This window comes from Empedobacter stercoris, assembly GCF_020281205.1.
Taxonomy (GTDB): domain Bacteria; phylum Bacteroidota; class Bacteroidia; order Flavobacteriales; family Weeksellaceae; genus Empedobacter; species Empedobacter stercoris.
Genome location: NZ_JACXZC010000037.1, coordinates 1 through 18450 on the forward strand (window position 1 = coordinate 1; position 18450 = coordinate 18450).

Annotated in this window: 21 protein-coding genes; 4 read left to right on the top strand and 17 right to left on the bottom strand. The window is 31.4% G+C overall.

The window, feature by feature from the left end; genetic code table 11:
* Positions 1-115: 115 nt before the first annotated feature.
* The 3 genes from IF125_RS13100 to IF125_RS13110 all read right to left on the bottom strand — a co-directional run bounded on the left by IF125_RS13100 (position 116) and on the right by IF125_RS13110 (position 2542).
* Positions 116-544 (bottom strand): PH domain-containing protein, encoded by a 429-nt coding sequence (locus IF125_RS13100; RefSeq protein WP_171621808.1) that lies wholly within the window; start codon positions 542-544, stop codon positions 116-118.
* 8 nt (positions 545-552) lie between these two features.
* Complete coding sequence (locus IF125_RS13105; protein WP_225542796.1) at positions 553-1443, bottom strand: 3-hydroxybutyryl-CoA dehydrogenase; 891 nt, start codon at positions 1441-1443, stop codon at positions 553-555.
* Positions 1444-1537: 94 nt separating this feature from the next.
* Entirely contained in the window at positions 1538-2542 is a 1005-nt protein-coding gene (locus IF125_RS13110; protein WP_225542797.1) for a Gfo/Idh/MocA family protein, read from the bottom strand.
* A 71-nt stretch (positions 2543-2613) separates the two neighbouring features.
* On the opposite strand from IF125_RS13110, the gene IF125_RS13115 reads away from it, so the two are divergent.
* The gene (locus IF125_RS13115) at positions 2614-3261 is read left to right on the top strand and encodes a protein-L-isoaspartate(D-aspartate) O-methyltransferase (protein ID WP_171621805.1); all 648 of its coding nucleotides are present in this window, start codon (positions 2614-2616) and stop codon (positions 3259-3261) included.
* Positions 3262-3319: 58 nt separating this feature from the next.
* On the opposite strand, the gene IF125_RS13120 is transcribed toward IF125_RS13115, so the two are convergent.
* From IF125_RS13120 to IF125_RS13135, 4 genes are all read right to left on the bottom strand, one after another.
* The gene (locus IF125_RS13120; RefSeq protein ID WP_171621804.1) at positions 3320-3787 is read right to left on the bottom strand and encodes a PepSY-like domain-containing protein; all 468 of its coding nucleotides are present in this window, start codon (positions 3785-3787) and stop codon (positions 3320-3322) included.
* Between the two features lie 16 nt (positions 3788-3803).
* Positions 3804-4232: a PepSY-like domain-containing protein gene (locus IF125_RS13125; RefSeq protein ID WP_171621803.1), complete on the bottom strand. Its 429-nt coding sequence runs from the start codon at positions 4230-4232 to the stop codon at positions 3804-3806.
* 65 nt (positions 4233-4297) lie between these two features.
* Positions 4298-5572, bottom strand: coding sequence for a sensor histidine kinase (locus IF125_RS13130; RefSeq protein ID WP_171621802.1), 1275 nt, complete (start codon positions 5570-5572; stop codon positions 4298-4300).
* Between the two features lies 1 nt (position 5573).
* On the bottom strand, positions 5574-6245 hold the full coding sequence (locus IF125_RS13135) for a response regulator transcription factor (protein ID WP_171621801.1): 672 nt from the start codon (positions 6243-6245) through the stop codon (positions 5574-5576).
* A 95-nt stretch (positions 6246-6340) separates the two neighbouring features.
* Between IF125_RS13135 and IF125_RS13140 the strand changes: the two genes are divergently transcribed.
* Positions 6341-7357: a threonine aldolase family protein gene (locus tag IF125_RS13140; RefSeq protein WP_225542798.1), complete on the top strand. Its 1017-nt coding sequence runs from the start codon at positions 6341-6343 to the stop codon at positions 7355-7357.
* 67 nt (positions 7358-7424) lie between these two features.
* Complete coding sequence (locus IF125_RS13145; protein WP_225542799.1) at positions 7425-8057, top strand: CatA-like O-acetyltransferase; 633 nt, start codon at positions 7425-7427, stop codon at positions 8055-8057.
* Positions 8058-8083: 26 nt separating this feature from the next.
* Here the strand turns inward: IF125_RS13145 and IF125_RS13150 are convergent, their stop codons facing one another.
* From IF125_RS13150 to IF125_RS13165, 4 genes are all read right to left on the bottom strand, one after another.
* The gene (locus IF125_RS13150; protein ID WP_225540400.1) at positions 8084-8590 is read right to left on the bottom strand and encodes a regulatory protein RecX; all 507 of its coding nucleotides are present in this window, start codon (positions 8588-8590) and stop codon (positions 8084-8086) included.
* 336 nt (positions 8591-8926) lie between these two features.
* On the bottom strand, positions 8927-9574 hold the full coding sequence (rpe, locus tag IF125_RS13155) for a ribulose-phosphate 3-epimerase (protein ID WP_188319239.1): 648 nt from the start codon (positions 9572-9574) through the stop codon (positions 8927-8929).
* Between the two features lie 119 nt (positions 9575-9693).
* Positions 9694-10287, bottom strand: a complete 594-nt coding sequence (locus tag IF125_RS13160; protein ID WP_225540402.1) for a hypothetical protein — start codon at positions 10285-10287, stop codon at positions 9694-9696.
* A gap of 60 nt (positions 10288-10347) precedes the next feature.
* Positions 10348-10734 (bottom strand): hypothetical protein, encoded by a 387-nt coding sequence (locus tag IF125_RS13165; protein ID WP_225540404.1) that lies wholly within the window; start codon positions 10732-10734, stop codon positions 10348-10350.
* A 105-nt stretch (positions 10735-10839) separates the two neighbouring features.
* Here IF125_RS13165 and mgtE point away from each other — a divergent pair, with 105 nt between their 5' ends.
* Complete coding sequence (gene mgtE / locus IF125_RS13170; protein ID WP_225540406.1) at positions 10840-12159, top strand: magnesium transporter; 1320 nt, start codon at positions 10840-10842, stop codon at positions 12157-12159.
* Between the two features lie 37 nt (positions 12160-12196).
* On the opposite strand, the gene IF125_RS13175 is transcribed toward mgtE, so the two are convergent.
* From IF125_RS13175 to IF125_RS13200, 6 genes are all read right to left on the bottom strand, one after another.
* Positions 12197-13036 (bottom strand): hypothetical protein, encoded by an 840-nt coding sequence (locus tag IF125_RS13175; RefSeq protein ID WP_225540408.1) that lies wholly within the window; start codon positions 13034-13036, stop codon positions 12197-12199.
* Positions 13037-13091: 55 nt separating this feature from the next.
* Positions 13092-13958 carry a sigma-70 family RNA polymerase sigma factor gene (locus tag IF125_RS13180; protein WP_019975176.1) on the bottom strand — a complete coding sequence of 289 codons (867 nt, stop codon included), beginning with the start codon at positions 13956-13958 and terminating at the stop codon, positions 13092-13094.
* A 124-nt stretch (positions 13959-14082) separates the two neighbouring features.
* Positions 14083-15024, bottom strand: coding sequence for a formimidoylglutamase (gene hutG / locus IF125_RS13185; RefSeq protein WP_225540410.1), 942 nt, complete (start codon positions 15022-15024; stop codon positions 14083-14085).
* A gap of 2 nt (positions 15025-15026) precedes the next feature.
* Positions 15027-15632, bottom strand: coding sequence for a trimeric intracellular cation channel family protein (locus tag IF125_RS13190; protein ID WP_188319244.1), 606 nt, complete (start codon positions 15630-15632; stop codon positions 15027-15029).
* 48 nt (positions 15633-15680) lie between these two features.
* The gene (locus IF125_RS13195) at positions 15681-16289 is read right to left on the bottom strand and encodes a trimeric intracellular cation channel family protein (protein WP_171621790.1); all 609 of its coding nucleotides are present in this window, start codon (positions 16287-16289) and stop codon (positions 15681-15683) included.
* A gap of 129 nt (positions 16290-16418) precedes the next feature.
* Positions 16419-17801 (bottom strand): NAD(P)-binding domain-containing protein, encoded by a 1383-nt coding sequence (locus IF125_RS13200; RefSeq protein ID WP_225542800.1) that lies wholly within the window; start codon positions 17799-17801, stop codon positions 16419-16421.
* Positions 17802-18450: the final 649 nt, after the last annotated feature.

The following is an 18450-nucleotide window of genomic DNA, read 5'->3' on the forward strand; positions in this document are numbered from 1 at the left end:
AATGAGTCCGATAGAATATCGAACTCATTTTTATAATTATTAATTTTTAATCTGTCCAAACTTTTGGGTGCAGTCTATTTCCAGTAGCGCTTTTTTGTTTTGAAAACTATTTTAGTTATAAATCAATCTTAATTGATGAATTTATTTTTTGTAAATCTTGAATAAATTCGGTTTGATTTTTTGGTGAAATAATCACTGAGTCATATTTATTGTAGAATATTTCGATTCTATTTAATGACCATGCCGGAGAACTAATCATACTTTTCGTTTTTTTGATTTCAACTATTTTTTTAATGTCAATTTTAATATTCATCAAAAAACCAACTTTCACCACTAATTCTTCATTATTTATTATCTTATATATTGTTGATAAATACATATAAATGATAAATAAAATAGTCAAAATACATACAACGATACCTATTTCATTTTGCTGAATAGAATTAAAAGAAATTCCAATGCCAACGAAAGAAAAAATTAGAAATAAGAATACGACTAAACTTACACTTAATCTCGATTGATATGTTTTAACATTCTCCTGCAACTCTCAAATTATTTCGCAAACTGAGCTGCTAATTTTTCTGCTTTTTTAGACTCTGAATAATCATAGAATCCTTCGCCCGATTTCACTCCTTTTTTACCTGCTGTTACCATATTTACTAACAATGGACAAGGCGCATATTTAGGATTTTTGAATCCGTCGTACAACACTTCTAAAATTGATAAACAAACGTCTAAACCAATGAAATCAGCTAATTGCAATGGTCCCATTGGATGAGCCATACCTAATTTCATTACTTCGTCAATTTCTTTTACACCAGCAACACCTTCATACAACGAATAAATCGCTTCATTAATCATAGGCATTAAAATACGATTCGCAATAAAACCAGGATAATCATTAACCTCGACAGGTGTTTTTCCTAATTTTTCTGACATTTCCATAATCGCTTTCGTAACATCATCTGTCGTATCGTATCCACGAATAATTTCGACCAATTTCATCATCGGAACTGGATTCATGAAATGCATTCCAATCACTTGTTTTGGACGACTTGTTACAGACGCAATTTTTGTAATTGAAATCGAAGAAGTATTCGATGCTAAAATTGCATTTGCAGGCGCAGCTTCATCAATTTGTTTGAAAATTTTTAATTTCAAATCTAAATTTTCTGTTGCAGCTTCTACAACTAAATTTGCATTTTTAACGGCTTCAACTGTATCTGTAAACGTTGTAATATTATTTAAAGTTGCTGTTTTATCAGCTTCAGAAATTTTTTCTTTTGCGATCATACGATCCAAATTCCCTTCGATAGTTTTCAATCCACGATCTAAACTATCTTTAGAAACATCAACTAAATTTACGGCAAATCCTGATTGTGCAAAAACGTGAGCAATTCCATTCCCCATCGTTCCTGCTCCAATAACTGTAATGTTTTTCATTTTTTTGTATGTTTTATTTTTTATGTGTTTTATTCGCTTTTCGAAATTCGTTTTGCGTTTTGCGAAATTCGTACTTCTAAATACTAACCTCGACTTATTCTTTTTCGATGGTTTGATTTTTGATGACTTGTTGCTCTTTTTCAAAATAAGCAATAATCTCCAACGCAACTTTTAATGCATTTCGTCCATCTTGTAATGATACTTTGATTGGTGTATCATTTTCGATAGAATCAGCAAAACTTTCCAATTCATCTAAAATGGCATTATTTGGTAAAATTTCGGGATGTTCGAAACAAATTTCTCGACGATCACCTTTATCATTTTCCAAAATCATGGCATATTCGCTTGGATTTTCTGGTGCTTTGTGCATTTTAATAATCTCTGTTTTCTTTGTCAAGAAATCAATCGAAATATAAGCATTTCGTTGAAAAACACGCATTTTTCGCATATTTTTCATTGACATTCTACTTGTCGAAACATTTACCACACAACCATTTTCGAACTCAATTCGAGCATTTGCAATATCAGGTGTATCACTAATTACAGAAACGCCAGACGAATGAATAGATTTGATTTCCGATTTTACAATTGATAAAATCACATCCAAATCGTGAATCATTAAATCTAACACTACAGGAACATCTGTTCCACGCGGATTAAACTCTGCTAAACGATGCGTTTCGATAAATAATGGTTCTTCGATAAAAGGTGCAGCGGCAGTAAATGCAGGATTGAACCTTTCTACGTGTCCAACTTGCGCTTTCAGCCCTTTTTCATTTGTTAATTTTAATAAATGATCTGCTTCCTCTAACGTATGTGTAATTGGTTTTTCAACGAAAAAGTGTTTATTTTTTTCAATTACTTTCAATGCAACTTCATAATGCGATAAAGTTGGTGTTACAATATCAATAACATCAACAGCGTCAATCAATTCGTCCATCGAACTAAAAAACTTGTATCCAAATTCTGCTTCTACTTTCTTTCCATTTTCTTCAAAAGAATCAAAGAAGCCAATTAATTCGTATCTTTCCGATTGATTTAATAACTTTAAATGGATTTTTCCAAGGTGTCCAGCACCGATCACTCCTACTTTTAACATTTGGTAGATTTTGCCGTTAAAATTAATGAGAATAAGTTGTATTTAATGCATTTTTGTAAAATTTTTGGAATATGTCGGTAGACGATTTTAAACACAGAGGACGACGCAAAATGTTGGTTGATTTGTTGCGCTCGAAAGGAATTGAGGATGAGAACGTGTTGGGAGCAATCAATTTAGTTCCAAGACATTTATTTTTGGATAGTGCTTTCACTGAATTTGCTTATCGCGACGAAGCTTTTCCTATCGCAGCAGGACAAACCATTTCACATCCTTTCACAGTTGCTTTTCAAACGCAATTATTAGATATTCAGCCCAATGAAAAAGTATTAGAAATTGGAACAGGTTCTGGCTATCAGACAGCTGTTTTAGTTGCTTTAGATGCAGAGGTTTTTACGATAGAACGTCAAAAAGATTTGTTTGATTTTTCGAAAATCATGTTGAAAAAAATCAATTTCGAGCCACGTTATCAAACATATGGAGATGGCTACAAAGGTTTGCCTTCTTTTGCTCCTTTTGATAAAATTATTGTAACAGCTGGAGCGCCAGAGATTCCTGAAGAATTAAAAAAACAATTGAATATTGGTGGAATAATGGTGATTCCTGTAGGGGAACAATCTCAACGCATGATTGTCATTATGCGTTTATCAGAAAATCAATATGAATATTACGAATTTGGTGATTTCAAATTTGTACCGATGTTAGAAAGTCGGGATAAATAATAAAAAAATCCAACTCAAAATTTGAGTTGGATTTTTTTATTATTTTATGTTGTTATTATTAAGGTTGAACACGAATAAATTCACCTGAAGCATTAAAGATTAAATCAAGATCATTTGTTAACTCAACTTCAAAGCCTTCATACGTTTTCTCTATTTGATTAATTTTCAAAGTAGGATAATTAGTGTTGATATACGACACAATTGAAGGCAATATAAAACCTGTTGGAATACTACGATTTCCTTCTGCTTCCACTTTTAACCAAGTTCCATTCTGATCAAAATCAATTTCATCTCTATTCACAAAATCAACCTCGTACATTGTTCCATCTATTTTGGCTGGACTATGTTTCTCTATTCGTGCAATTTCAATTCCAGAAAAATACGTCGTTACAAAACTTCTACCTTCTTCGGGAAGTGTTTTTAATTCTACCGTTTCCGTTGTTGTTGTATCGTCATCATTATTACAAGATGTTGTTACCAATGCAAACATTGTAAATAAGGCTGTTCCTAAAAATATTTTTTTCATTATTATGTTGTTCTAATTAATCTTCTATTTTTTTAAAATTTCCGTTTTCATCAAATTTCACTTCCAAACCATTCGATAATTTTACTTCAAACCCATTACGTTCTCGTTCAATTTTTGTGATTTTTGTGTTGGGAAAACTTCTCTTTACATAAGTAGAAATTTTAGCTGGTACAAAACCTGTCGGAATCGGATTTCTTTTTCCGTCAACTTCTTTCCAACTTCCATCGCTGTCAAATTCTATTTTTGTTCCATTTAACAAATACACTTTGTATTCTTTCGAGAAAAAATCATCTTCTAACATCGAAGAGCCAACTTGTTTTGAACCAAAATATTGGTTTACAAATTTTTGACCATCTTTTGGTACTTGATTATAATTAATTGGTTTATCTTGAGCAAATGATACCAAAGTAAAACCTAACATGATAACACTAAAAAACTTTTTCATTTTTGTTTGATTATTAAATTACAGAACAAAGTTGAGAAGTAAATTAGGAAAGATTTGGGAATAAATTATTTTTTCAAAATAAATTGATGAAAAGTTTCTTTGTATTGATAGTTTAACTTTAAATAATGTTGATTTTTTATAATCGTATCGACAATCGAAAGGCCTAATCCATTGCTTCCTTCACTTGCTCCTTGTTTATAGAAACGCTTGAAGATTAATTTTTCATCCAAGGAATTTTCATTTCCAGTATTGGAAATTATCAATTGATTAAAATCACTTTCTATCTTCATCATCTTTTGTTCGTTGTTATGCTTAATGGCATTTCGAATTAAATTGGAAATCAAAATTTGCGCTAAATCCAAATTAAATTCTATGATAAAATCTTCTTTGAAATCAGTTTCTAATCTTATTTCTTCCACTTCTAAAATCGATTCATAATCTTCGAGCAAATCTTTTGTAAGCGCTGTAAAATTAACTTTTACATTGTTTTTATATTGATTATTATCTATTCGAGAAAGCATCAACAACGACTTGTTTAAGCTCACCATTCGCCAAAGGGTTTGTTTAGTTTCAACTAAATCTAATATCTCCTTCTCTGGAATATCTGGGCTTTCAATCAATAAATCAAGTTTATTCAAAGCTATTGTTAAAGGTGTTTGCAATTCGTGTGAAGCGTTTTCTATGAATAATTTTTGCGAATTAAAAACCTCTTCATTTCGATTCATCATGCGTTGAATTTCGTTCTGTAAAAAATAAAATTCCTTTACATTCGTATCGACAACCGTTGGTTTTTCATTATTCCCAACTTCATACTTTCTTAATTGCGTTATAATCTGATCAAATGGTTTGAATGCTTTCTTTAAACCGTAATGATTAATCAACAAAATACTGATTAAAATAAATACATAAAGAGCCAACAAAGAAATCGTTAAATCATAAATCAAATCATCTTCCTCTACTGTAGAGGTCCTAATTTCTAACGAATAGGGTTGATTGTTTTTATCATAAAAACCTGTTCTCAAAACCCTGTATGGTTCCATATCTTCGTCATATTCCATGTAAACCATTTCATTTGAGAATCGATTTGTTTCATCGTATTGAGCTTGATCAATTTTTGTGATTCTGAATTGACTTAATCCAAATTCTGTTGTTTGCAACAAACTTTCATCAAGAAATACCTCCCGTAAAATTTCTATTTTTTGATTTTTTAAACCATCATCTACATTGTCATATACTTCATCCAAGATCAACGAACGAAATAAAAATGCCCAAATCGCAATAATGATTAACAACCAAAATGTTAGGTAACGAAAGGTGTAGTTTTTTAGTGATATTTTCATATTAAATCAACTTATAACCGATCCCATAAACTGCCTGCAAATCTGCTTCGGAATTCGCTTCTTTCAACTTTTTTCTTAGGTTTTTTATTTGAGAATAAATAAAATCCAAATTATCAGACATCTCGATATGATCGCCCCAAACGCTTTCTGCTAAAGTTGTTTTCTGAAAAACACGTTCGGGTCTCAACATAAAATAGTATAGTAAATCATATTCTTTTCTATTTAATTTTAACTCGACTTCGTTTACTTTCACCAACCGATCTTCAGGATAAATACGAATATTTTTATACGTTAAGATATCCTCTCCTTTCTGAAGGTTTTTGCGTAAAGCAACTTTTATTCGAGCCAATAATTCAGCAAAATGAAAAGGTTTTGCCAAATAATCATCCGCTCCAACCAACAAACCTTCCACTTTATCATCAACCGAATCCTTTGCTGATAAAATAATCACCGATGTTTCTTTTTGAAGTTTTTTTAATTCCTTTAGCAACGACATTCCATCTCCATCTGGAAGCATCATATCCAATAAAATACAATCATAATCAAACGAGATTATTTTATCTAAAGCTTGTTTATAATTGTCTGCACTTTCTACAATCATTTTTTCTTTTTCTAAAAATTCAACAATTGTTTCTTGCAGTTTAATTTCATCTTCAACGACTAAAATTTTCATAATTTGGGTTTAATTAATCCGTAAAAATAGAATGTAAAATAGGAAAGATTTAGGAAAACCCTTACTTTTATTGTCATAAAGATAAGCTTTCAATTTTGAAAAAATATAGTTTTAAAAACGATTATAGCGAAGGTGCACATCCTTCAATTTTACAACGATTAGTCGAAACTAATACGATACAAAGTATTGGTTATGGTGAAGATGAGTTTTGTAATGAAGCACGAGAATTAATCCTTAAATACTTGAAAAAAGATGCGGCAATTCATTTTGTTTCTGGTGGAACGCAAGCTAATTTAATTGTGATTTCGTCTATTCTAAAACCTCACGAGTCTGTGATTGCAGCAGAAAGTGGACATATTGCGGTTCACGAAACTGGCGCAATAGAAGCAACAGGGCATAAGGTAAATACAATTGTGACAAATAATGGGAAAATTACGCCTGAACAAATTGTTTTTGTTTTGAATATGCATACAGACGAACATATGGTAAAACCAAAATTGGTTTACATCTCAAATTCTACCGAAGTCGGAAGTGTGTACACAAAAATAGAATTACAACATCTTTATAAATTTTGTCAAGAAAACAATTTGTATCTTTTTGTTGATGGTGCACGTTTGGCATCTGCTTTAACTTCTTCTAAATGCGATTTGACTTTGGAAGATATGGCGAATTATACTGATGTTTTTTATATCGGTGGTACGAAAAATGGCGCGCTTTTAGGGGAAGCAATAGTGATAAATAATTTAAAACTGAATGAAGATTTTCGTTATCATATCAAGCAGAAAGGTGGAATGTTAGCGAAAGGAAGATTGATTGGAATTCAGTTTTCGGAAATGTTTCGAGATAATTTATTTTTCGAAATGGGAAAACATGCCAACCAAATGGCCGAAAAATTAGCAAAAGGGATTTCAGCTAAAGGTTATGATTTTCTTACTGAACCATCTTCTAACCAAATTTTTCCTATTTTACCAAATGAAATTATTGTAAAATTACACGCACATTTTGATTTTTTTATTTGGGAAAAAATAGATGAAAAAAATTCTGCCATAAGATTAGTTACTTCATGGGCAACACCCGAAGAACAGGTCGATAATTTTATTCAAGCTGTATAGAAAAAAATATTTTCAATAAACATCAAATAAAAACTTCTTTTCAAAAAGTAGCTTTTATTTTTACAGCATGAAACAAAAATTTAATCCTGAAGGTTGGAATCGAATTGAACATTTTAATATGTTCTCGAAAATGGATAATCCGTATGTCGGAATAGTTGCAGAGGTTGAATGCTCGAAAGCGTATCAATTTGCCAAAGCAAATCACGTTTCTTTTTTTGCCCTTTACTTATTTGCTTCTATGCAAGCTGAAAATAAAATCAATGAGTTTAAATTTCGGTTAGAGAATAATGAAATTTTCGTGTACGATCAGTTAGATTGCGGAACAACAATTGGTCGAAAAGATGGAACTTTTGGTTTTGCATTCATGAATTTCACTGAAGATTTTGAAGATTTTAATGCGCAATTACAAGAACAAATAAAAAGTGTTGAACGTTGTGAAGGATTGCATATCAAAAACGAAGATATTACGGAAGGATTGGTGCGTCATTCTACTTTTCCTTGGTCGAGATTTACAGGTTTAACGCAACCAAGTAATTTTGGAACAGAAGAATCTATTCCTCGAATTATTTTCGGAAAAACATACACACAAAATAATAAAATGTACATGCCTGTTTCGGTAGAAGCAAACCATGGTTTTGTAGATGGTTTTCATTTAGCGAATTATCTACAAGAGTTTGAAAACGAATTGAGTAAGTATTAAAAAGAGGAATATTAATATTCCTCTTTTTAATTTTCTTTTTCTAATTCGATTTCTTTTATTGCATCATTCATTAGATCAAATTCATAACCTTTGTATGCTAAATATGCTTTTACTTTATTTGTTTTTTTGAACGATTCGCGCTCAGAAGCTAATAATCTAAACTTTTTTCGAGTTAAATGCAGTAAATTATTCCAATATTTATCTAAATCGATTTCTTCTTTAAATGCTTTCTCAATTAATTTTTGATCAATCTGTCGCATTTTTAATTCTTGACGAAGACGATTTCTTCCCCACATTTTTTGATTGACTTTTCCACGGACAAAACTATGCACAAAACGTTCTTCATTTAGAAAACCATAATGAATAAGTTTAAAAATAATTTCATCTTTTGCTTCTGGAATCAAATCAAAATCACGTAATTTTTTTTCTACTTCCCAATGACAACGATCTTGATAAAGACAATATTTTGCCATTTTATCTTTGATTTCATCAATTGTATAAATCTTTTTTGAGTTGTCTTTGGAGAAGTTCATGGTACAAAGTTAGGGAATAAATTAGCCAATTCGAAAATGTATTAATTTGAAAACATTTCAGTTTGACAAGAAGTTTAAAGATTCTTCGACAGAATTAAAATGACAAACGTTAGATGTACGTTTAATAGTTAAGACATAAAGTTTTTTCTATTAAAACTAACTCAGAATGCTAACTAAATGAGAACAAAACTAAAAATTGCGTTAGGGATTGCAGTGGAAATCCTTTGCTGAATAGCAAAGATTGCAACGAAAAGCCCGCCCGAAGGGAATGCCCAAAAAACAAAAAAACTGAACCATCGCTGATTCAGTTTTTAACATATGTTGATAAGTATAGACTTATGCTTTTTTTAACGCTTCGATGTACGCCGTAGGATTTTCTGCATTGAAAACTGCTGACCCCGCAACCAACGCATCTGCACCAGCCTCAACTAATTTTGATGCATTTTGAATACCAACTCCTCCGTCAATCTCGATGATAACATTTGCATTTGCTTCCGTAATCATTTGTTTTAATTTAGAAACTTTATTGTACGTGTTCTCGATGAATTTTTGTCCTCCAAAACCTGGGTTAACACTCATGATTAACACCAAATCTAAATCGTTAATTACATCTTCTAAAACTGAAACAGGCGTATGCGGATTGAGTGCCACACCGGCTTTCATTCCTTCTGCTTTTATCGCTTGTATTGTACGATGTAAGTGGGTACACGCCTCGTAATGCACGGTTAAAATATCTGCACCAACTTGTTTGAAAGTCGAAATGTAACGGTCTGGATCAACAATCATCAAGTGTACATCAAGCACTTTGTCTGTTAATGAATTGATTTTATCGATAATTGGCATTCCGTACGAGATGTTTGGAACAAAAACGCCGTCCATTACATCTAAATGAAACCATTCTGCTTGAGAATTATTAACCATTTCGATATCTTTTGCTAAGTTTCCGAAATCGGCTGCTAAAATTGATGGTGCTACTATTGGCATACTTTTTTTGTTTGTTGTTTGTATTTTGTATTTTGTATTTTGTATTTTGTATTTTGTATTTTGTGGTGCAAAGGTAAGGAAATAAAAAAATCGTTGAAAACTCAACGATTTATATTTTTTTAGAAATTATATCCAACTCGAAAACCTAAATCTAAGGCAACTCCAGTTGTCATTTCTTTCTTACTTTTTCTACTATCATTTATTGTATCGTAATAGTAATAATGCTCATCTTGATAAAGAGAAAGTCCTAATCCTGTGTAAAACTCATAAAAAAAGTTTTGCGCAAAAGAACGTTTCAATCCATAATTAAATGTAATTGATCCCTGCGGATTCACTGTAACATTGTCTTTATTTGTACTCGTTAGCCAATCTGGAATAAAATCTCCTTTTAACGCAATGTAATTTCCTGAATTATTTTTTGTGTTTTTTCCTTTAGAAATTCTTCGATTAAAATTATAATAATGGCGTCCTTCTAAGGCAAAACGAGTTGTAAAAATATAATCAAAATCACTACCTCCGTAATATGAATCGCTCGAATAAGAAAATCCGCCCATATAATCTAAAGTTCCTACAGCTGTAAAATTATCGTTTAACGCTTTTTCGTATTGAATTCCGATTCCGATAAAACTGATATTCGCATTAAATAAATCGGTTGCTTTTTCTTGTGCAAACAAAGAAGATGATAAGAGTAAAGTAAATAGTGTTTTTTTCATTTTTAGTGTTAATTTTCAATACGAATATAACAGAAAAAATGAAGAAATAAATTATTATTTTTAATCAAGAAAAACTCTATTATCGATGAAGTTATATGGTTCTTCTTCTTTCAATTCTTCGTTGATAATGAAATGAATAGAATCTTTGGATAAAAAAATGTAAGTATAATGGTCTGCTTTTACATCGGACTGACGATATTCATAATATTCGTCTTCTTTGACACACCACAAACCGATATCTTCTGAATACGTTACCGTATCATCACTATAAACTGTTTGGAAACTAACGGTAAATGTGCCATCCATTTTTCGGTTCACTACCCAACTGTTTGTTTCTCCTTTAAAAAATTTCCCATGATCTGTACCTGACCAAACACCTACAAAGCGTTCGTCTACACCCATAGATTTTATAAAATGTTCGATTTGCTGATTTTCTATTTTATGCATAAATTATTTCAACATTAAAATTAGCTTAAAAATAGCTAACCTTTCACCTCCCTTCTCCCCAAAATAGCTTATTTTGCAGTTCGGGATATAAAAAACAACAAATTTATGGAAAATAATATGCTTAATCAACATCCGGCGGATATTGCAGAGCAATTAACTGCATTAGATATAAAAAGAAGAAATATAGCTTTTTATATGCTTTCTAATGATGATAAAGTAGATGTATTCTCCTATTTTGACCCTGATGTTCAATATGAAATTGTTAAAAGTTTAACTGACGAAGATTTAGCAGATGTTTTGAATAACTTAGATCCTGATGATAGAACTGAACTTTTTGAGAATTTTCCAGATGAGTTAATTAAACATTCAATCAATCTTTTGAATCCTGATGAACGCGCAATTGCATTGAGTCTAATTGGTTATCATGAAGATTCCATTGCTCGATTAATGACTCCAAATTATATTCAAGTAAAGGAACATTATACCGTAAAACAAGTTTTGGCACATATCAAAAAATATGGAAAAAAAGCCGAAACATTGACGTACATTTTTATTGTTGATGGTAAAAATAGATTAATTGATGATTTAAAAATCGGAGAAATCCTTTTAGCTGATGAAGAAACTAAAATGGAAGATTTGATAGATCATAATTTTGTTTCTATCACAACAACAACTCCTTTAGAAGAAGCTTTAGAGGTCTTTGCTAAATACGATCGATCTGCGATGCCTATTGTTACCGAAAACAATGTGTTGGTTGGAATTGTCACATTTGATGATATTTTGGATCGAATGAAAATGAGGGATACAGAAGATATTCAGAAATTCGGAGGAATGGAAGAGCTGGATGTTTCGTATACAAAAACTCCTATTGTAGAATTAATAAAAAAAAGAGCTGGATGGTTAGTGATTCTTTTTATTGGAGAAATGTTTACTGCTTCTGCTATGAGCTATTACGATGATGAAATTGAAAAAGCTGTGGTGCTTGCTCTATTTGTTCCTTTGATTATTTCGAGTGGAGGTAATTCTGGTTCGCAAGCAGCTTCGCTGATTATTCGTGCGATGGCTTTGGGCGAATTGAAACTAAAAGACTGGTGGTATGTCATGAAAAAAGAATTTGCTTCGGGATTAATCTTAGGTGCAATCCTTGGTTTCGTTGGCTTCATTCGAATTTTTATTTGGCAAGAATTAGGTATTTACAGCTATGGAGAATATTGGCTGTATGTAGCTTTAACAGTAGCCTTATCTCTAATTGTCATTGTTTTATGGGGAACACTTTCTGGATCTTTAGTTCCATTTATTTTGAGAAAAATTGGATTTGATCCCGCAACAGCATCTTCGCCTTTTGTTGCTACATTAGTCGATGTTTCTGGATTAATTATTTACTTTACAATTGCCGCAATTTTATTAAGTGGAAAATTATTATAACGAAAAACTCCAACTAAATTTAGTTGGAGTTTTTAATTTATTTTTTTCTTGTATCAATAAATTCGTAATTATTATTATTCTGATTAAATGATAAATCAAAAACTTTAAATTTTATTTGATTTACATTCAAAACTTCAAATGTATAAACATCTGTCATTCCAGAATCTTCATGATATTCGTAAAACTTATTATCTTTTACCCACCATTTTCCTTTCTCAATATGATTTTCTGTTTTTCTTCCTTTCATTTTAGTTTTAAAATCTAAAACAAAAGTTCCATCAATATTTCGAGTCATTGTCCATTCTTTAGACACTCCTTCTATTTGATTATCCTTTTCCGAACCTTCCCAAATACCTACTAATCTAGCATCTTGAACACCATCTGAAGAGTCATGTGAAAAACCATTTATTTTATCGCTCATATTCATCAATTTCTGCATAGATTTTGCTTTGAATATAGAATATTGCTCTTCATAATAACTTGTTTGATCGGATGATTTTTCTTCATCAAATTTTTCTGATCGAAATCCTAAAACTTGTTTCTTCTTTTTAAGTTTAAAATTGACTTGATTTTGATTTATCTTGTAAGAAAACTCGTCATTGTATTCTTCTCCAATTTCTGTATAAAGATCATTATTCGTGTTCCAATGTCCAACTTCTTTAGCATAGATCGAATCATTATTGTAAATCAACTCTAAAAATAATGTAAATGTCCCATCAGCTTTTCTATCAATAAAAGCATTTCCTTTTACAGGATCATTTTTTGTTGGATAGATTGTAGATTTCCAAAATCCAACTAAATTTTGATCAATTTTCTTTTGACCGAAAGAATAAGTTGAAAAAAGTATAAAAGTAAATAGTAAAATAAAGTTTCTCATAAAGTGTTTTAATATTTATAAAAAAAGCAGCTTATTTAGCTGCTTTCTTATGTTTTTATCGTCCAATATACGTTTTCAAGATTTTAGATCTTGACGTATGTTTTAAACGACGAATTGCTTTTTCTTTAATTTGACGAACTCGTTCTCTTGTTAAATCAAACGTTTCACCAATTTCTTCTAACGTCATCGGATGTTGACCGTTTAATCCGAAGTATAAACGAATTAAATCAGCTTCACGAGGTGTTAATGTTTGTAAAGCACGTTCAATCTCTACTCTTAAAGATTCGATCATCAACTGAACGTCTGGAGATGGAGATTCACCAATATTTAATACATCATATAAGTTAGAATCTTCTCCTTCTACTAATGGCGCATCCATTGAGACGTGACGACCAGAGTTTTTCATCGACTCTTTTACGTCACCTTCTGACATATCCAATACTTCAGAAATTTCTTCTGCAGATGGGGCACGCTCATGTTCTTGCTCTAATAAAGCATACGCTTTATTAATTTTATTAATTGATCCAATTTTATTTAATGGTAGACGTACAATACGAGATTGTTCTGCCAATGCTTGTAAGATAGATTGACGAATCCACCAAACGGCATACGAGATAAATTTGAAACCACGTGTTTCGTCGAAACGTTGTGCTGCTTTAATCAAACCTAAATTTCCTTCATTAATTAAATCTGGTAAACTTAAACCTTGATTTTGGTATTGTTTCGCAACAGAAACCACGAAACGTAAGTTTGCTTTTGTTAATTTTTCTAAGGCAACACGATCTCCTGCTTTGATACGTTGTGCTAACTCTACTTCCTCCTCCGCTGTAATCAAATCTACTTTACCAATTTCTTGTAAGTATTTATCCAACGACGCAGTTTCACGATTTGTTACCTGCTTTGTAATTTTAAGCTGTCTCATTTAACTAAAACCCTCTTATTTTAAAATGATTATTATCGATTTCTTGGGTGATTTATTAACACCACTATATATGTATACGCAGATAACTGAAAAAGGTTACAAAATATTGTAAATTATTTCATAATTAATGTCTTAAAACTTCGTAAATCATTTGTGCAGAGAGTTTCGCTGTTGAGTTATCAACATCAAAAAGCGAATTATACTCGACCAAATCAAAGATTTTAACTTTATTCGAATTCATTAAAACCTTCAAAATATATTTTACTTGAAAAGGAGTCAAACCATTAATTGTCGTTGCACTTACACCAGGTGAATAAGCTGCATCAAAAACATCCATATCCAATGACACATAAAGTGCATCATATTGTTGAATGATAATTTTTAGGTCTTCTAAAATTTTATTCAGATTTAAGTGTACTTCATCGGCCATGATAAACTTAACACCTAAGTTTTCTGCTCGATAAAATAATGCTTTCGTATTTCCCAATTCTTGAATACCAATTGGAATATAATTAAAATTCATTTCGTTTTGTTCGCAATACTTTGCCATTTCATAAAATGGTGTGCCAGAAGTAGATTGCGGATTTGGCGTTCTCAAATCAAAATGCGCATCAAGATTGATAATTCCAATATTTTGATGTGATTGTGCTAAAGCTAAAAAATCGCCCAAAGCTGTTTCGTGTCCACCGCCAATCACTATCGGAAAATGATTTTGTTTGATGATTTTATGAACTTGATTAACCTGTTCTTCTCTCGCAGTTTCTAAATCTTTGTCGTCGCAAACAATATTTCCAGTATCAAAAATAGAATCTGTTTCAGAAAAATGCAAAGGCAAATTGGCTAATGCTTTTCGAATGAAATCTGGTGAATTCTTTGCGCCAATTCTTCCTTTATTTCGTTCAACTCCTTCTTCTGAACAAAAACCAAGAATTACTTTTGGTTGAATGGATGCTGATTCAAATTGATCATAATCATTGATTACTTGATGAATTCTTAAGCCTAACTCTCCATCTTCAGAATCAATTCTTCCTGTCCAAATTTCTTGATTAAATGGTGTTTTTTGCATGATTAATAAAATTTAGGTAACGATAAATTAAACTTAACTGTCACAATACGAATTGCAGCAATAATAGCTCCTGAAACAATGAAATTAATATTTCGATCCAGCCCAAAATCATCAAAAATTAGATAAGCTACCCCACCTACAATACAAGCTGTTGCATAAATTTCTTGAACAAAAATAAACGGCGTTCTATTCATCAAAACATCACGCAACATTCCGCCCATCACAGCCGTCATCATTCCCATCATCACAGCTATAAAATCATTTGCACCTAAAGAATGTGCTTTCTCTAAACCTACTATTGTAAATAAAGCGATTCCTAATGTATCAAAAAGCATTAAAGTAATTCGTAAACGTGAAAAATACTTAAAAAATATTCCTGCTAATAAAATTCCTGCAAAAACGGCATAAATCACATTCATATCGCTAATCCAAACCAACGGATAACTATTCAAAAATAAATCGCGCAAGGTTCCTCCTCCAACAGCAGTTATAAAAGCAAAACAAGCGATTCCAAACCAATCATGTTTTCGTCTTTCATCACCAGCTAAAGCACCTGAAATTGCGAATACAACAGTTCCGAATAATTCAAAAATGTATTGAATTTCCATCTATAAAAATTAATTTGCTAAGATAGTTAAAGGATTTTAATCTTCTTGTTAATGACTTTTGAACTTAGGCAAGGACAAATTGTATTTTACTGCAGCCAAACGAATAGCAACAATTGCTCCGCCAGAAATAAAGAAATTAACATTACGACTAATATCCAATTGCCATAAAATTAAATATATAATTGCACCACAAAGACATGCAAACGCATAAATTTCTTTTTTGAAAATTATTGGAACTTCGTTTAACATCATGTCGCGTATAACAGAACCGAATACCGCTGTAAACATTCCCATGACTGGTGCAATAACAGGATGTATCCCAAGATTTAAAGCTTTTTCTAAACCAACTATCGTAAACAACGCAATTCCCAACGTATCGAAAAGCATAAAGGTTTTGCGTAGATTGAGTAACGGTTTATAAAAAATTGCAGCCAGAATAACACCAATTGCAACAGCATATATAAGGTTAACATCTTTGATCCACATAATCTCTACAGAAAGCAAAATATCACGTACTGTTCCTCCTCCAATTGAGGTTAAGAATGCAATAAAAGTAACACCAAACCAATCGTTACCTGATTTTTCGTCTGCAGCTAAAGCGCCAGAAATCCCAAAAAAAAGTGTTCCAAATAATTCGAAAAAATATTGAATTTCCATTTCTATTGTATTACATCATATTGAGTTAAAGGATTCAAAAGAATCATTTTTCATTGTTAAAAATGATGTTTAAATATACAATCGAAAAATAAAAAAAGACTAACATAATTGTTAGTCTTTTTGATTGTATTAATAATAATTTGTTTTTTCTAACTCTTTCTCATCAATTGGATCTTCATCTAAATATCGTTCTAAACTATCATCCAATTCCTTCATCCAAGGTGTATGATGTTTTTCTGCTTTTGTTTGGTCCATAACAGATGTGAATGTTTTATCGCGATAAGTCAAAATATTTTCTTCTTTATCTTTTAACCAAACTTTGAACATTTCGGCAACTTTATCCAAATCAAACATTGGATAATCTGTTAATTCAATCAAATCTTTAATATAATTTGTTTGAAAATCAACATGATCATCTGCTGAAATACATTTACTTTCATCTTCCATCCATTTTTGAATATCAGTCTGAATAGCTTCTTTAGAAGGTAAATTAATTCGACCTAAAATATAATCTCGTGCAAACCATGCTTGTGCATCAAACATATTGAATGTATAATATTGATCTTGCATTCCCAAAAATAACAATTGAGCGTTAACATCTGATATTACACCTTTATACATCCCTTCTGGATACAGACAATTTTTGGTTTTTAGACGTAAATTATCTGGTAAAAATGGAAACTTATGTTGATAACCTGTACACATGATAACAGAATCAAACTCTTTTACAGTTCCATTTTTAAAAAAAGCCTTTTTATCCTCAAAATGTGTTACCAAAGGTAATTCTTCTATCCCTTGTGGCCATTTACAATCAATCGGATTCGTACGATATGAAATCGTAACTGACTTAGTACCGTGTTTATAACATTGTACGGCAATATCTTCTGCAGAATAACTACTACCAATCAACAAAATATCTTGATCAATAAAAGGATCTGCACCACGAAAATCATGCGCATGCATTACATTTCCTGTGTAATTTTCTATTCCTTTAAAATAAGGCATATTTGGTGTAGAAAAATGCCCTGTTCCGACAACTAAATAATCAAAAAACTCTTCAAAAGTTTCATTTTTCTTTAAATCATCAAAAACAACACGAAATTGCTTCTTCTCTTCTACATAATCTACCCACCTTGCAACGGTATTAAACTGTATGTACTTTCGTGCATTACTTTGTTTAATCCTTCCTTGTATATAATCAAACAAAACTTCTCGCGGTGGATAAGAAGATATTGTTTGATCAAAATGCTCAGAAAACGTATAATCCGCAAATTCTAAACATTCTTTTGGTCCATTCGACCACAAATATTTATACATACTGCCGTGTAACGGCTCTCCGTATTTACCTACACCTGTACGCCAAGTGTAATTCCACATTCCTCCCCAGTTGTCTTGCTTCTCAAAACATTTAATTTCTGGAATTTTGTTACCTTTCTTTTCTTCCGACTCGAATGCTCTTAACATAGCTAAACCACTTGGTCCAGCACCGATAATGCCTACTTTTAAACCCATGAATTGTTTTTAATTAAACTTATATGAACTACTCAACTATCTCGCGATAGTAACTGATTATTTTGTCTGAAACGACCTGATATAGAATTTCAAAAATTCTATTTTATAATGAAAAAATAGAACGTGCAATAACCTGCACCAAATTAAGAGATAGAACATCTCTTGATGAATAAATCTTATTCAAATTTTTTTTAAATATACGAAAAATTTAGCTAACAAACAAATAATCATATTCTCTGGGCGTTCCCTCGTCAACAAAATTATAATTAAATAGTAAAAAATTCCTACGCTCGGTCGGGCTATCCGTTGCAATCTTTTGTTTGGAGTAACATAACACCTAAAAACAAAATCTCGTCAAACAAAAGGATTTCCACTACTATCCCTAATGCGGGTTTTAAGTTATAACCATAAGACATTAATAAAACTTTCATTCTGTGAGTTTAACGAAGAATCTCAACTATTCGTCAATTCGAGTAAAAATCTATGATTTTTGTATCGAGAACTTAGACCAAAAGAACGCATTTCAGCTGCGTGAAGCTCTAATATCTAATTACTAACATCTCAAAAAAGTATAAACACAAAAAAGCCTCAAGAAATAATCTTGAGGCTTTTGATAAAAACTGGCGACGACCTACTCTCCCGCAATAGC

What these genes read in the sequence shown, in the direction of transcription:
- rpe (WP_188319239.1), bottom strand. Translation starts at nt 9,574, where the DNA reads ATGCCAATAGTAGCACCATCAATTTTAGCAGCCGATTTCGGAAACTTA.
- IF125_RS13150 (WP_225540400.1), bottom strand. Translation starts at nt 8,590, where the DNA reads ATGAACTTCTCCAAAGACAACTCAAAAAAGATTTATACAATTGATGAA.
- IF125_RS13190 (WP_188319244.1), bottom strand. Translation starts at nt 15,632, where the DNA reads ATGGAAATTCAATACATTTTTGAATTATTCGGAACTGTTGTATTCGCA.
- IF125_RS13180 (WP_019975176.1), bottom strand. Translation starts at nt 13,958, where the DNA reads ATGAGACAGCTTAAAATTACAAAGCAGGTAACAAATCGTGAAACTGCG.
- IF125_RS13165 (WP_225540404.1), bottom strand. Translation starts at nt 10,734, where the DNA reads ATGCATAAAATAGAAAATCAGCAAATCGAACATTTTATAAAATCTATG.
- hutG (WP_225540410.1), bottom strand. Translation starts at nt 15,024, where the DNA reads ATGCAAAAAACACCATTTAATCAAGAAATTTGGACAGGAAGAATTGAT.
- IF125_RS13145 (WP_225542799.1), top strand. Translation starts at nt 7,425, where the DNA reads ATGAAACAAAAATTTAATCCTGAAGGTTGGAATCGAATTGAACATTTT.
- IF125_RS13125 (WP_171621803.1), bottom strand. Translation starts at nt 4,232, where the DNA reads ATGAAAAAGTTTTTTAGTGTTATCATGTTAGGTTTTACTTTGGTATCA.
- IF125_RS13200 (WP_225542800.1), bottom strand. Translation starts at nt 17,801, where the DNA reads ATGGGTTTAAAAGTAGGCATTATCGGTGCTGGACCAAGTGGTTTAGCT.
- IF125_RS13160 (WP_225540402.1), bottom strand. Translation starts at nt 10,287, where the DNA reads ATGAAAAAAACACTATTTACTTTACTCTTATCATCTTCTTTGTTTGCA.
- IF125_RS13105 (WP_225542796.1), bottom strand. Translation starts at nt 1,443, where the DNA reads ATGAAAAACATTACAGTTATTGGAGCAGGAACGATGGGGAATGGAATT.
- IF125_RS13135 (WP_171621801.1), bottom strand. Translation starts at nt 6,245, where the DNA reads ATGAAAATTTTAGTCGTTGAAGATGAAATTAAACTGCAAGAAACAATT.
- mgtE (WP_225540406.1), top strand. Translation starts at nt 10,840, where the DNA reads ATGGAAAATAATATGCTTAATCAACATCCGGCGGATATTGCAGAGCAA.
- IF125_RS13120 (WP_171621804.1), bottom strand. Translation starts at nt 3,787, where the DNA reads ATGAAAAAAATATTTTTAGGAACAGCCTTATTTACAATGTTTGCATTG.
- IF125_RS13175 (WP_225540408.1), bottom strand. Translation starts at nt 13,036, where the DNA reads ATGAGAAACTTTATTTTACTATTTACTTTTATACTTTTTTCAACTTAT.
- IF125_RS13110 (WP_225542797.1), bottom strand. Translation starts at nt 2,542, where the DNA reads ATGTTAAAAGTAGGAGTGATCGGTGCTGGACACCTTGGAAAAATCCAT.
- IF125_RS13195 (WP_171621790.1), bottom strand. Translation starts at nt 16,289, where the DNA reads ATGGAAATTCAATATTTTTTCGAATTATTTGGAACACTTTTTTTTGGG.
- IF125_RS13115 (WP_171621805.1), top strand. Translation starts at nt 2,614, where the DNA reads ATGTCGGTAGACGATTTTAAACACAGAGGACGACGCAAAATGTTGGTT.
- IF125_RS13130 (WP_171621802.1), bottom strand. Translation starts at nt 5,572, where the DNA reads ATGAAAATATCACTAAAAAACTACACCTTTCGTTACCTAACATTTTGG.